This is a genomic window from Pseudarthrobacter sp. NPDC058119, assembly GCF_042884655.1.
GTDB lineage: Bacteria > Actinomycetota > Actinomycetes > Actinomycetales > Micrococcaceae > Arthrobacter.
Genome location: NZ_JBHVTN010000006.1, coordinates 86,144 through 100,175 on the forward strand (window position 1 = coordinate 86,144; position 14,032 = coordinate 100,175).

11 protein-coding genes are annotated in these 14,032 nt (G+C 68.4%); 6 read left to right on the top strand and 5 right to left on the bottom strand.

Annotation, left to right across the window (positions count from 1 at the left end):
- Positions 1-38 precede the first annotated feature (38 nt).
- Entirely contained in the window at positions 39-623 is a 585-nt protein-coding gene (locus ACFVTD_RS13795; RefSeq protein WP_387563850.1) for a histidine phosphatase family protein, read from the top strand.
- Positions 624-691: 68 nt separating this feature from the next.
- Here the strand turns inward: ACFVTD_RS13795 and ACFVTD_RS13800 are convergent, their stop codons facing one another.
- Positions 692-1,291 (bottom strand): hypothetical protein, encoded by a 600-nt coding sequence (locus ACFVTD_RS13800; protein ID WP_387563853.1) that lies wholly within the window; start codon positions 1,289-1,291, stop codon positions 692-694.
- Between the two features lie 148 nt (positions 1,292-1,439).
- Positions 1,440-3,677, bottom strand: a complete 2,238-nt coding sequence (locus tag ACFVTD_RS13805; protein WP_387563856.1) for a catalase — start codon at positions 3,675-3,677, stop codon at positions 1,440-1,442.
- A gap of 188 nt (positions 3,678-3,865) precedes the next feature.
- Between ACFVTD_RS13805 and ACFVTD_RS13810 the strand changes: the two genes are divergently transcribed.
- Positions 3,866-6,304: a phosphoketolase gene (locus tag ACFVTD_RS13810; protein WP_387563859.1), complete on the top strand. Its 2,439-nt coding sequence runs from the start codon at positions 3,866-3,868 to the stop codon at positions 6,302-6,304.
- A 4-nt stretch (positions 6,305-6,308) separates the two neighbouring features.
- Here ACFVTD_RS13810 and ACFVTD_RS13815 read toward each other — a convergent pair whose 3' ends face one another.
- From ACFVTD_RS13815 to ACFVTD_RS13825, 3 genes are all read right to left on the bottom strand, one after another.
- A complete protein-coding gene (locus tag ACFVTD_RS13815; protein WP_387563862.1) occupies positions 6,309-7,061 on the bottom strand; it encodes a DUF429 domain-containing protein in 753 nt (250 codons plus the stop codon).
- 6 nt (positions 7,062-7,067) lie between these two features.
- Positions 7,068-8,393 (bottom strand): carboxylesterase family protein, encoded by a 1,326-nt coding sequence (locus ACFVTD_RS13820; protein WP_387563865.1) that lies wholly within the window; start codon positions 8,391-8,393, stop codon positions 7,068-7,070.
- A 140-nt stretch (positions 8,394-8,533) separates the two neighbouring features.
- The gene (locus ACFVTD_RS13825) at positions 8,534-9,022 is read right to left on the bottom strand and encodes an inorganic diphosphatase (RefSeq protein WP_018762663.1); all 489 of its coding nucleotides are present in this window, start codon (positions 9,020-9,022) and stop codon (positions 8,534-8,536) included.
- A gap of 156 nt (positions 9,023-9,178) precedes the next feature.
- Between ACFVTD_RS13825 and dacB the strand changes: the two genes are divergently transcribed.
- The 4 genes from dacB to hpt all read left to right on the top strand — a co-directional run bounded on the left by dacB (position 9,179) and on the right by hpt (position 13,951).
- Complete coding sequence (gene dacB / locus ACFVTD_RS13830) at positions 9,179-10,675, top strand: D-alanyl-D-alanine carboxypeptidase/D-alanyl-D-alanine-endopeptidase (protein WP_387563869.1); 1,497 nt, start codon at positions 9,179-9,181, stop codon at positions 10,673-10,675.
- Positions 10,676-11,036: 361 nt separating this feature from the next.
- Entirely contained in the window at positions 11,037-12,188 is a 1,152-nt protein-coding gene (locus ACFVTD_RS13835; RefSeq protein ID WP_387563871.1) for a zinc-dependent metalloprotease, read from the top strand.
- 108 nt (positions 12,189-12,296) lie between these two features.
- Positions 12,297-13,370: a tRNA lysidine(34) synthetase TilS gene (gene tilS, locus ACFVTD_RS13840; RefSeq protein WP_387564391.1), complete on the top strand. Its 1,074-nt coding sequence runs from the start codon at positions 12,297-12,299 to the stop codon at positions 13,368-13,370.
- Positions 13,371-13,399: 29 nt separating this feature from the next.
- Positions 13,400-13,951, top strand: coding sequence for a hypoxanthine phosphoribosyltransferase (hpt, locus tag ACFVTD_RS13845; RefSeq protein WP_141158593.1), 552 nt, complete (start codon positions 13,400-13,402; stop codon positions 13,949-13,951).
- Positions 13,952-14,032 lie beyond the last annotated feature (81 nt).

Below are 14,032 nucleotides of genomic sequence, written 5' to 3' on the forward strand. Positions count from 1 at the left end.
ATTCAGGGCCTGCCGCCGGGCCAAGGCAGAATAGAGGCATGACCCTTACGACGTTCGCCCTCGTCCGCCATGGCCAGACCGACTGGAATGCCGAGCGCCGACTGCAGGGATCAACCGACATCCCCCTGAACGACGTCGGACGCGGCCAGGCGCGGGACGCCGTCGCCATCCTTGAAGCTTACGAATGGGACGCCATTGTCTCCTCGCCGCTGAGCCGCGCGGCCGAGACCGCGGACCTGATCGCAGAAGGGCTCGGGCTCACGGTTTCCCGGCGGGTCCCGGAACTCACCGAACGCAGCTTCGGGCCTGCCGAAGGGATGCAGGCAGGTCCCGAACTGGAGGCGCTGCGCGTGCCCGGCGGGTTCAAGGGCGCCGAGAGCGAAGACGAAGCCGCGGACCGCGGCCTCGCAGCACTGGAAGCCCTCGCGGAGGAGTACCGCGGCCAGCGCGTCCTGGTGGTCACCCACGGCACCCTGTTGCGGGTCAGCCTCAGCCGCGCCATCGGCCAGGCCCTGGCCAGCGTGGACAACGCGGCACTGAACCTGGCGCACCACCACGCGGTGGACGGCTGGAAACTGGAGTACTTCAACGGCGAGCCGGTCCTGGCCGCTACGGGCAGCTAACTGCCGGGCAGCGCCCCGGCAGTTATTACGACGGCGGGACGCGGCCCAGGCGGTCAACCAACCGATGGTCAGAACACCGTGAGGACCAGCGCCAGCAACCGGGCAGCTGCGGGCCGGGCGGCATGTTCTTCGTTCCACTGCGCCCTCGCGACGGCTTTGCTGACCGCCTGGGTAGTGATCCCAAGTTCCTGCGCCACGGCCTTCTGCTGGCCGCGGACTCCCGGGGTCAGCAGGTCCAGCACGCGCCACTCCGCACCGGACCGCTCCCGAACGATATGGCCCAGCAGCCGCAGGATCGCTTCCGCGTCATGGGCAACATCCGCCAGCGGACCCTCCACCGCAACCGGCACCCGCTCCTTGCTGTTGCGGAGCCGGTCCACCGCCCGACGGGCATAGACCAGCCCGTGGCCGGAGGCGTCCTTGATCTGGTTCGGCAACGGCTCGTCCACTGGACCGGCGCCGATGCCCACGTACCAATGCCCGCTCCGCAAGGCGATCAGCGCGGCCTCCACGGCCTGGTGCGGGCAGTCGACAATGCCCTGGACTTCGTCCTCCACAGACCGGTCGAAATCCAGGCGCGCGGGGATGTGCCGCAGCGCCCTGAGCAGCTGCGGCACCTGGTCGCCGTCGCGCCGGCTGTCCGTCTGGTTGATGGTGAGGGTGAACATTCTGGGTCCACACTACCCGGAAGTAGTAATTGCGAAACCGGTGGTTTTGCCCGGACCGCTCGAGTCCCGCCAGGAAACGCCAAAGGGCCCGCATCATGTTCGATGCGGGCCCCAGCCAAAACCGGCGGAGTGGAAGGCCTGTGCAGGCCTACTGCGCCGCCGAGGCGGACGTTGTCACTCCCGCGGCCGGGAAACGGTCCCAGGCGCGGTGCGCGGCGACGAGCCCGGAAACCGCGGCGGTCACCGAAGCCGCGTCGCTGCCGGCCACGACACCTGCCGCCCCTTCCGGGATGCCGGCCGCTTCCAGGGCGGCCGAGCCAGAGCCCCAGGCAGCGATGGCCTTGGCATGGCGGTAGGCCTCGGACAGCATGAGGGCCACCCGCGGATCCGGCGCTCCAACCGGTTCCCCGGCCTTGGCATCACGCCCCGCGGACGCATCGGGCGCGGGCTGCTTGCCTCCGGCGACGATCAACGCGTCGAACTCGGTGGACCTTGCCGTCAGGAAGGTCCGCTGCACGGTAACCGAAAGCCCATCGGAGGAAAGTGCGCCGCCGGTTGGTGCGATGACCAGCGGAACCATGCCCTCGCCGTCGAGCGCCTTACGTGCAGCCTCCACCTCGGCAAGATCGCTGGAAGCGTCGGCGACGATGCCCACCACGCGCCCGGCAACCGGCCAGGTCCCACCCACCTGGGACACGGAAGGGCTGGGATCCCGGTCCGGAACCTCCTCGGTGGCCTCCGGGGCCGGCATGCCCAGGCCCGCGGCGACGGCGGCGCACAGCGCGGCGTCGATGTTGGCAAGGGCCTGGAGCTGGCGTTCGCGGATGGCCGTTTCGTAGCACTTGCCCAGCTCAAACGTGTACGCCTGGACCACATGGTCCTGCTCCACGTCGCTCAGGCTGCGGAAGAACAGCCGTGCCTGGCTGTAGTGGTCATCGAAGGATGCCGGGTTGCGCCGTTCCTTGATGGATTCCGCAACCGACTGGGGCACGTCCACGAATGCCCCCATGTCCTGCCCCGCCAGGAACGGGCATCCGCCATCCAGCGAATTGGGCCGGTAGGGCGCGGCACCGCCATGGACCGCCGTCTGGTGCATGCCGTCTCGGAGCATGTCGTTGACCGGGGCGTGCGGCCTGTTGATGGGAATTTGCGCGAAGTTCGGGCCGCCCAGGCGCGAAATCTGGGTGTCCAGGTAGGAGAACAGCCGGACCTGCAGCAGGGGGTCGTTGGTGACATCGATGCCCGGCACCAGGTGTCCCGGATGGAAGGCCACCTGCTCGGTCTCAGCGAAGTAGTTCGTGGGGTTCGCATTGAGGGTCATGAGCCCGACGGGCTGCACCGGCGCCAGTTCCTCGGGGACGAACTTGGTGGGATCCAGCAGGTCGATGCCTTCGAACATCTGGTCTTCCGTGTCCGGGAACGCCTGGATACCAAGTTCCCATTCCGGATAGGCGCCGGCCTCGATGGCATCCGCCAGGTCCCGCCGGTGGAAGTCCGGGTCCATGCCGTTGATGATCTGGGCTTCCTCCCACACCAGCGAGTGCACGCCCTGCTTGGGCTTCCAGTGGAACTTGACCAGGGTGGTGTCGCCGGCCGCGTTGATGAGCCGGAACGTGTGGACGCCGAAGCCCTCCATGGTCCGGTAGGAGCGGGGGATGCCGCGGTCCGACATGTTCCATAAGGTGTGGGCCTGCGCCTCGGTGTGCAGCGAGACGAAATCCCAGAACGTGTCGTGCGCGCTCTGGGCCTGCGGAATCTCGCGGTCCGGGTGGGGCTTGGCCGCGTGCACCACATCCGGGAACTTGATGCCGTCCTGGATGAAGAACACCGGAATGTTGTTTCCCACGAGGTCGTAGGTGCCCTCATCGGTATAGAACTTCGTGGAGAACCCCCGGGTATCCCGCACCGCGTCGGCTGACCCGCGGGACCCAAGCACCGTGGAGAACCGGACGAATACCGGCGTTTCGACGTCCGGGGCGAGGAAACCGGCGCGCGTGACTTTGGCAGCCGTCCCATAGGAACGGAACACGCCATGTGCTCCCGCTCCACGGGCATGGACAACGCGCTCGGGAATCCGCTCGTGGTCAAAGTGCGTGATCTTTTCGCGCAGATGATGGTCCTGCAGCAGGATGGGACCGCGTGCGCCGGCCTTCAGTGAATGGTCCGTATCCTGCAGCCGCAGGCCCTGGGCCGTGGTCAGGTACTGCCCGGACTGGGCGCGGGCGGTGGCCGGCGCGCCGGTAGGGCTGCCCGTGGGGGACACGGCCTCGGGGCCGCGCTGGTCCGGTTTTGGCGGCAGTGGCTCCCGAGGGCTGGTGGGCTCCTCAAGCGCCGGCGGTTCGCTGGACGGAACCCCGGGAATTACAACGTCGTCTTCGGCTGGCATGTCTCGATCTCCCCACTTTTCGATTTTCCCAGCTTTCGCCGCAACGAAAACTAAGCTTGCTTAGTACCCTACAGGGGTGCCACGTCCCCAAGGCAAGGTCCGACGGCGGGGGGTTGCCTCCCTGCCCCTCCATCTGTTGCGATGGGGAAACGGCCGCCTGCAGCGGCACACCCGAGGTGAGGATGGTTATGGCCGGCAGCACTGGGCGCGATGGAATGCAGGACACGATGCAGCAGGACGATGTGAGGCAGGAAGGCATCGAGCAGGGGGAACTGGAACTCGTGGACCGCTGGTGGCGTGCCGCGAATTACCTCTCGGTGGGCCAGATCTACCTCCGCTCCAACCCGCTGCTGCGCGAGCCGCTGCAGGCTGAGGACACCAAGTCGCGCCTGCTGGGCCACTGGGGCACCACCCCTGGGCTCAATTTCGTGTATGCCCATCTGAACCGCGTCATCCGCCGGGACAACGTGGAGATGCTCTTTGTGGCCGGTCCGGGCCATGGCGGCCCCGCCGTCGTCGCCAATGCCTGGCTGGAGGGAACGTACTCGGAAATCTATGCGCACGTGGGCAATGACGAGGCGGGCCTGGCCGAACTGTTCCGGCAGTTCTCCTACCCCGGCGGCATCCCCAGCCATGCGGCCCCGGAAAGCCCCGGCTCCATCAGCGAAGGCGGAGAACTGGGGTACTCCCTGGCCCACGCCTACGGGTCGGTGTTCGACAACCCTCAGCTGGTGACCGCCGTCGTGATTGGCGACGGCGAGGCCGAAACCGGACCGCTGGCAGCCAGCTGGCACTCGCACAACTTCCTGGACCCGGCCATGGACGGGGCCGTGCTGCCCATCCTGCACCTCAACGGCTACAAGATCGCCAACCCCACCGTCCTGGCCCGGATGCCGCAGGACCAGCTGGAGCAGCTGCTGCGCGGCTACGGCCATGAACCGTACTTCGTCACCGTGCAGGATCCGGACAACACGGAGCAGGCACACCGCGATTTTGCCGCCGTGCTGGACCGCTGCCTGGCAGACATCCGCGCCATCCAGGACGCCCACCGGCAGCATCCCAGCGCCGAAAAGGAGGGGGAGGGCGGGCACCGCTGGCCCATGATCGTCCTGCGCTCGCCAAAGGGCTGGACCGGGCCGCGCACGGTGGACGGCCTCCAGGTGGAAGGGACGTGGCGGGCGCACCAGGTGCCGCTGTCCGAGGTCCGAACCAATGGGGAACACCTGAAGCAGCTGGGGGAGTGGCTGGAGTCCTACCGCCCCAACGAGCTGTTCGACGCCGAGGGAAGGCTCCGGCCCGACGTCGCCAGGGGCGCGCCCACCGGGGACTTCCGCATGAGCGCAACCCCGCACGCCAACGGCGGACTGCTGCGGCGTGCGCTCAAACTGCCCGCGTACCAGGACCATGCAGTCGAGGTTCCCAGCCCGGGCACCGACCGTGTCAGCCCGATGATTACGCTGGGCTCCTGGATGCGGGACGTGATTGCACAGAACATGGAGAACTTCCGGCTCTTCGGCCCGGACGAGACGGCATCCAACCGGCTGCAGAACGTCTACGAGGTCACCGACAAGGTGTGGCAGTACCGGATTGACGACGTCGATGAGCACCTTGCGCGCTCCGGCCGCGTCATGGAGGTGCTGAGCGAGCACCTGTGCCAGGGCTGGCTCGAAGGCTACCTCCTCACGGGACGGCACGGGGTGTTCAACTGCTACGAGGCGTTCGTCCACATCGTCGATTCGATGTTCAACCAGCACGCCAAGTGGCTCAAGGTGCACCGCAAGCTGCAGTGGCGACAGCCGGTCCCGTCCCTGAACTACCTGCTGTCCTCGCACGTGTGGCAGCAGGACCACAATGGGTTCTCGCACCAGGACCCGGGGTTCATCGACCATGCGGTCAACAAGAAGGCCGAGGTCATCCGGGTCTACCTGCCGCCGGACGCCAACACCCTGCTGTCGGTCATGGAGCACTGCCTGGCGTCCACGGACTACGTGAACATCGTGGTCAGTGGCAAGCAGCCCTCGCCCACCTGGCTGGGCCCTGCGGATGCCGCCAACCACTGCCGCCGCGGCCTGGGAATCTGGACGTTTGCCGGCTCCGAAGTCCCCGGCGAGGAGCCCGACGTCGTTCTGGCCTGCGCGGGCGACGTCCCCACGGTGGAGACCGTGGCGGCCGCGGAACTGCTCCGGGAAGGCGCCCCCGGGCTCAAAGTCCGCGTGGTGAACGTGGTGGACCTGATGCGGCTGCAGGACGAAAGCGAACACCCGCACGGCCTGCCCGCCCATGATTTCGACGGAATCTTCACCCCGGATAAGCCCGTGATCTTCGCGTACCACGGCTACCCGGCGCTGATCCACCGGCTGGCCTACAAGCGCACCAACCAGCAGGGCCTGCACGTGCACGGTTATAAGGAGGAGGGGACCACCACCACGCCGTTCGACATGGCCATGCTCAACGGAATCGACCGCTTCACCCTGGCTATTGACGCGATCGACAGGGTGCCGGGCCTCGCGGGAACGCACGCGCTCCTGCGCCAGGACCTGCAGGACCGGCGGTACCGCGCCCGCGAGCACACCCGCAGCCACGGCGAGGACCCTGAGGAGATCCGCAACTGGAAGCTGGGCGGCTGAGCTCCTAGCCCCGGAGCCCGTCCAGGCCACAGGAGGGCAAATGGATCCAGCCCTCGCTGCGGCCGGCTTTTGCGTGGGCGTCATCGGGCAGGAGCGTACGACGGCGGCCCACGGCCCGGGCGGTCAGCGAGGCGATGACGGCGTCGAACAGGTCGTCCGAAGCGGTGATTTGCTCCCGGTGCCCGGCAAGGTCCAGCCAGGGCGCCTGCTCCTCGAGGGTCGCCAGCAGGAGGCCCAGGCGTTCGGCTTCGGGGACGCCGCGGCCCTTGTAGCCGCGGCCGTTGAGGCCCCAAATTTTCAGTGATGCCGCCGGGTACACCTCGGCAAGCCGGCCCGAGCCGTCCCTTGGCTGCGGGCCGTGGAGCTGCGCTATCTTCGCCTGGATCGCGGCGCAGCGCATGGCAGGGTGCGCCAGCCGGTCCGCGGAGACGCTCAGCGGAATCAGGCCGGTCTGTGCGGTGCAGAACCGGTCCGTGTCCCGGTAGGCAAGCAGCCGGCGGCCCGCGATGCCGTCATGTTCCAGGACGGGTCCAGCATTGAATTCCAGGTGGCCGGTGAGGAACGGGATCAGGGCGTCCGGCCAGCCCACGGGGCAGTCGACGCCGGTCATGTCGCAGCTGCCGAACAGGTCCACGATCTCCTGGTCATCCACGTCCAGGGCCAGATGGGACAGCCGGGCCCGGTCATCGCTCCAGTCGATGACGGCCGCGGCGGTTTTCTTGGTGGCTGCCGCCAGGTCCACGCCGAGGGTTTTCATGGGCTGTCAGACCCGGATGTAGTGCAGGGCGCCGTCGACTCCGCCTGCCCCGCCCAGGTCATCCCCGCGGGCAAAACCGGCCCACAATGACCTCACCGCCCTGCCGGTCACGTCCACATCTTCCCAGCGCGCGCCGGCGATCAGGCCCACGCCGTCCCAGGTCTTGCGGCTGCCGAGCAACAGGGGCAGATCGATGGTGTGGGCGGCGCCGAAGAGGTTGCCGGGGGCGTGCCAGTCCATGACGTACCGGTGCACCCGGCCGCCCGCCTTGGCATGCCGGCGCGCGAACCTGCGGGTGGCCCGGCCGTACACGGTCTCGGTCACCACCCAGTCGATGGCGCGTACGGCGGCCTTGCCCACCAACGGAACCTTGGCCACGCGCATCAGGCGCGGGCTGCGGGGCAGGAACAGCCGGGCCTCCTCGGAGGTATGGCCGATCAGCACGTCGATGGCCGGCGCGGTCCGGTTCCAGGCAGCCTCGATGCCGGACTCCCCGGGGAGCGGATCGTGCCCGTACTGGGTGCCGAACGGCATGGCGGCCAACATCCCGAACTTTTTGGCCACCTGGGCCACCTGCGTTTCGAGAGCCACTACGTCCATGGCAGGGGTCTGTTCCGTGACGCCGTCCGCGGCAATCCCCATGGCGTGGTTCATCTTCGCCCGGCCGCGGGTGATCCCCAGCGGGGCGCTTTGGATGATGGCGCGTTGGAAAAGGGTTGGAGCCTCGGGTGTGGCCATCAGGTGGGCGATCGCGTCGCCGCCGGCGGATTGCCCGAACGCGGTGACCCGGCCGGGATCACCCCCAAAGGCGGAGATGTTCCGCTGCACCCACCGGAAGGCCTCGAGCTGGTCCAGGAGTCCCAGATTGCCGGGCCGCCCTGCAGGAGTGGCCAGGAAGCCGAACAGCCCAAGCCGGTACGTCACCGAGGCCACGATCACCCGGTTCTCGGCCACCAGCCGGGCGGGGTCGAAAATGGCCAAGTCCCCGGAGCCCGTGGTGTAGGAGCCGCCGTGGATCCAGACCATGACGGGCAGCTTCTCGCCGGGCGAGATGTCGACGGGCATGGTGATGGACAGGTTCTGGCAGTCCTCGCTGCCCGGGAGCTCGCCGTACTTCGTGCCCAGGACGTCGTCCAGGAACGGCACCGGCGCCTGCGGGCATGCGGGAGCGGGGGACATGGCGGCATATTCGCTGGTCCAGTCCGGGACCGGTACAGGCGCCTGGAACCGTGGGGCCCGGGCGTAGGGGATGCCGGAGGCGCGGACAACATCGCCGTCCCGCCAGCCGCTGACGGGCCCGCACGCGGGATGGAACAGAAGCTGGGATGTCACGGCTGGCTCGGAATTCACAGCCCCACCATGCCACAAGTTCCTGAAGGCGGTTCATACGGAAAATCCCCGCCTCCCGGGCAATTCCCCCTCGCGTTGCGCGGGGATTTGTCCAGCAGACGGGGACTTCTGGTGTGGGCCGATCAGTGGCCGGTGGGGACGTAGCGCTTGATGGAGGCTTCCAGCTCGGCTTCGGCGGCGGCGCGGTCGCCCCAGCCCTCGGCCTTGACCCACTTGCCCGGCTCCAGGTCCTTGTAGCGGGTGAAGAAGTGCTCGATTTCCTTGATCAGGAACTCGTTGACGTCGCTGACTTCCTGGATGTGGTCAAAGCGGGCGTCCACGGGCACGCACAGGATCTTGGCATCTCCGCCGCCGTCGTCGGTCATGTTGAAGACGCCGATGGGGCGGGACTCGACGATGACGCCGGGGTGCAGGTCGAAGTCCTGCAGGAGCACCAGTGCGTCCAACGGGTCGCCGTCCTCGCCGAGGGTGTTCTCGAAGTACCCGTAGTGCGTGGGGTACTGCATGGAGGTGAAGAGGACGCGGTCCAGGCGGACGCGGCCGGTCTCGTGGTCAACTTCGTACTTGACGCGTGATCCCTTGGGGATCTCGATGGTCACGTCGTGCTTCATGGGAATGCTCCTCGGCAATTGCAGGGGGTGCGCGGCACACAGGACGGGCCCATCAAAAAGCGTGTCGGTGCCGCCGACTACAATTGAGGATATAGCGAGAGGCCCTGGAATCAGGAACTTGTGGGGAAATTTCAGGACTTGAGGACCAGCACCATCATGACCACACCAACCGGCGGAGAACGTTTGCGCGACCGGCGTTCCCGACGCTCCGGCGGCATGGTCCCGGAGGCGGGGAAGCCCTGGCACCTGGTCCTGGCCGCCCTGTTCCTGCTCGCGCTGGCCCTCCCGGCCGTCCTGCTCGTGGCCCCCGGCTTCCGCGGCCCGGACGCTCCGGCGCCGTCCCCCACCGTGCCAGCCTGGCAGCAGGCTCCCACCGCACTGTCCGTCCCGCAGGTGCTTGCGCCCCTCCAGCCTTCGGCCCCGGTGCCCGTGCCGGCTGCCGTGGCGGCGCAGGTGGAACCGGTACTGTCGGCCGACGGCGGCGGTACTTTCACGGGCATGGTGCAGGATGCGCTCACGGGCCAGGTCCTCTTTGACCGGGGCGGCTCGGAAGGCCGGGTACCGGCGTCGAACCTCAAGCTGCTGACTGCCGTGGCGGCTTTGCGCACCCTGGGACCGGACCACCGGTTCGCCACGAAGGTGGTGCAGGGCCCTGCTCCCGGCCAGGTGGTCCTGGTGGGCGGCGGCGACGTCCTCCTTGGCGCCGGGGAGTCGCGGCCCGGTCAGGTCATGGGTCACGCCGGCCTGGCCACGCTTGCGGCCTTCACCGTGCAGGCCCTGCGGTCCGCCGGTACCGCCGGGGACATCAAGGTGCTGTTGGACGACTCCCTCTTCACCGGCCCTTCGCTGAACCCCAACTGGTTGTCCGGCGACGTGGAGGCCGGCGAAATCGCCCCGCTCTACCCGCTGGCCCTCAATTCCGCGCGCTTCGATCCCGCCGTCCCCACCGGTCCGCGCCCCCAGGATGCGGCCATGGCTGCGGCGGAGGCGTTCGCGGCCCAGCTCCGCACGGCAGGTGCCGGGACGGGACTGACCGTCGCGGCCGGCGTCGACCGTTCACCCGGAGCAGCCAAGGCCGGCGCTGCAACCCTGGCCGGTGTCGACTCGGCCACGGTGGCGGAGCAGGTGGACCTAATGCTGCAGGTCTCGGACAACTACCTGGCTGAAACCATGGGCCGGATGGCGGCCGTGGCCACGGGGCGGCCCGGCAGCAACGACGGCGCCACGGCCACAGTCACTGCCGAGATTGCGGCATCGGGGGTCACCCCGGACGCCGTGAAGCTGGTGGATGTGTGCGGGCTGGCCCTGGGTAACCAGGTTACGGCCCGCCAGTTCACGGACGTGGTGCGCGCCATGACCACGGGCGCAGACACCAGGCTCCGCTCTGCCCTGGACGGTTTCCCGGTCGGCGGCCTGTCGGGCACCCTGGACACCCGCTACGGCGACTCCACCACGTCAGGCGGTGCGGGGCTGGTCCGCGCCAAGACCGGAACCCTGAACACCGTGCTGGCGCTCAGCGGCTATGTGGTTGACGCAGACGGCCGGCTCCTGGTGTTCTCCTTCATCGGCAACGGACTGACGCCCGGAGCTGCCGGAAACAAGGTGGCGTTGGACCGGGCAGCCACCGCCCTGGCAGGCTGCGGCTGCCGCTAGCGCGGGCTTCCGGTGGTGCCCAACAATGCGGCCATCACGACGGCGGCCAGCACCGACCTCCAGCCCGTGCGCGGGCCGATGGTAAGGGGAGCGATGGGACGGTAGGGGATCATGGTGTCCTCCTTCGATGGTTATGACCGGCCGTGGACCGTATGGGCGGCCCTGCCCCGCATAACCGGTGCCGGGTGGCAACGGTTGTGCGGGTAAGCGCCGCTCCTGTCCGGGCGGGATGCTTCGTGGTCTCCACTGTGCGGGCCCGGACTGGGACGGCGCTTTTGCCTCCCTGTGCAGGGGCTGTGGAAGTTTCGCCGGTCAGCGAACTTAAGGACGATCCCGGGCCTGCTGTGTTCTGATGGGAACCATGGAGTCCACTGCGCGCGAGTCCGCACCGACGTTGTCCTCGAACCAGGCAGCCCAGTCCAACCAGGCGCAGGCCCTGATCAACTGGGACCTCGCTGCCTCTGCCGCGGCGCGGCTGGCCCCGGCCGGACCCGTGCTCGACGGAAAAGCCATCGGCGAGGCGGTGGACAGCCTGCGCCGGCTCGCGGACGCCTCCGTTCCCCACGTCCACGAAATCACCGGGTTGGAAGCGGCGCGGGACCTCCGGGACTCCTCCGTGCTGGTGGTGGACCGGGCATCCTGGGCCAAGGCCAACACCCAAAGCTTCGCGGTGATGCTCAAGCCCGCCATGCAAAAGATGCTGGACACCCGCCGCGGAAACCTCAGCCCCGCGGCCGCCCAGGTCAGCGGCGCCATTACGGGAAGCCAGCTGGGCGCCGTCCTGGCGTTCCTGTCCAGCAAGGTCCTGGGCCAGTACGATCCCTTTGCAGCGCTGGCAGAGAACTCCACGGCCCCTGCTGCCGGACGGCTCCTGCTGGTGGCGCCAAACATCATCTCAGTGGAGCGCGAACTCAACGTCGCCCCGGAGGACTTCCGGCTCTGGGTGTGCCTGCACGAGCAGACGCATAGGGTGCAGTTCGCGGCGGCACCCTGGCTGCGCCACCACATGCTGGAGCAAATCGACGAACTCAGCGGGCACCTCCTGGGCAACGTCGATTCGCTGATGGAGCGCGCCTCGGCTGCCGCGCGCTCACTGAAGGACCGTTCGGCCAGCGGTAACACGCCGGGCCGCGGCGCCATCCTGGACCTGCTGCAGGACCCCGAGGAAAAGGCAGCCATCTCGCACCTCACCGCCGTGATGAGCCTCCTTGAAGGGCACGCGAATGTGGTGATGGATGCCGTGGACGCCAGCATCGTGCCGTCCGTGAAGACCATCCGGCAGCGCTTCAACGACCGCGGCAAGGACCGCGGCGTGATCGAAAAGTTCATCCGCAGCCTCCTGGGCCTGGATGCCAAGATGCGCCAGTACTCCGACGGCGCCCGTTTTGTCCGCGCCGTGGTGGACGTGGCCGGCATGGAGGGCTTCAACAAGGTGTGGGACTCGGTGGACCACCTCCCCACCGAGCCAGAAATCCACGACGCCAAGCTGTGGCTCGACCGGATGGGCCTCTAGTTGCCGTCAGACGTACCGGAGGGCGCCCCGGCGGCTGAAGCGCCGGGCGCCCGGAGCGGTCGACGACGGCCCGGCAGGTTGGCACCCGTCGTCGGCACTGCGCGCAAACTGCTGCAGAACGCCCTGGCCGGCGCCGGCTATCCCCGCCACGTCCTGGTCGCCTGCAGCGGCGGACCGGACTCGTTGGCGCTCGCCGCCGTCGCCGCCTACTTCGCCCGCCGCGGCCACGTGGACGGCCACTCACTGACCGTCGGCGCCGTGGTGGTGGACCACCAGTTGCAGGAGGGGTCCGGCGACGTCGCCGCCCGCACCGCTGTTGCATTGGAGAGCCTGGGCCTGCAGCCGGTGGAAATCCGTACCGTCACGGTGGCCGGTGCCGGAATGGGCCCCGAGGCCGCCGCCCGCGAAGCCCGGCACGCCGCACTGGAAGCCGCAGCCGCAGGGCAGGGCGCGCAGGCAGTGCTGCTGGGCCACACCCTGGACGACCAGGCGGAGCAAGTACTGCTCGGCCTGGCCCGCGGCTCCGGCACGCGGTCCCTGGCCGGTATGCGGCCCGCCCGTCCCGGGACGGGGAACGCCGTCCTCCTCCGCCCTTTCCTGGAGCTCCGGCGCGCGGACACGGAAGAAATCTGCGCCGTGGAGGAGCTGGATCCCTGGCACGATCCCACCAATTCCGACCCCTCCTTTGCCCGGTCGCGGACGCGGGTGGAAGTCCTGCCGCACCTTGAGGAAAAACTTGGTCCCGGCGTCGCCGAATCGCTTGCCCGGACCGCCGCCATCCTGCAGCAGGATGCCGACTACCTCGAGGATGTGGCGGAAAGCACGTACGCCTCCCTGGTGGAGCGGAACGGCAGGGAACTGGGCCTGCCGGAGGAGGAGCTGCGCGCGCTGGCGCCTGCCATCAGGTTCCGCGTCATCGCCAAGGCAGCGGCCGACGCCGGCGGGCAGCAGCCCAGCTACCGGCGCCTTTTGGCGGCGGAAGCACTGCTGCGGCGGCGAGGTTCGGCCGGTCCCGTGCAGCTTCCGGGCAACGTGGCGGTGTACCGGTTGTCGCTCGCGCAGCTGGAGGAATCGAAGGACGCTGCCGCTGCAGGGGCCCCGGGCAGCGCCGGTTCCGTTCCCCGCGAACCCGCGCGCTGTGGGAAGCTAGTATTCCGGCCTCAAAAACCGCCCGCAAAATAGTCGCACCCCGCATCTAACAGGAGCCATTGGTGGATTCAAACGACGTCCAGGCAGATCTCAAGCACGTTCTCTACACCAAGGAACAGATCCAGCAGCGGATAACCGAACTCGCCGCGCAGATCGACAAAGACTACGAGGGACGCGAAATCCTCATCGTTGGCGTCCTCAAGGGTGCCGTGATGGTCATGGCTGACCTGGCCCGGGCGCTGCACAGCCACATCTCCATGGACTGGATGGCCGTGTCCTCCTACGGCTCCGGTACCCAGTCCTCCGGCGTCGTGCGGATCCTCAAGGACTTGGACACCGACCTGATGGGCAAGGATGTGCTGATCGTCGAGGACATCATCGATTCCGGGCTCACGCTCTCCTGGCTCAAGACCAACCTGGAATCCCGCGGCACTGCCTCCGTGGAGATCTGCACGGCGTTCCGGAAGCCCACCGCCGCCAAGGTGCAGATCGACGTCAAGTACGTCGGCTACGACATCCCCAATGAATTCGTGGTGGGCTACGGCCTGGACTACGCCGAGAAGTACCGCAACCTGGACTTCGTGGGCACCCTGGCCCCGCACGTCTACGAGTAGGCCCCGGCCGCGGAAAGCCCCGGCCGGCACCGCCCGGCGCGCACCCTTCCGCGCGCCCGGCGGCGGAGGGTAGTCCCGCTA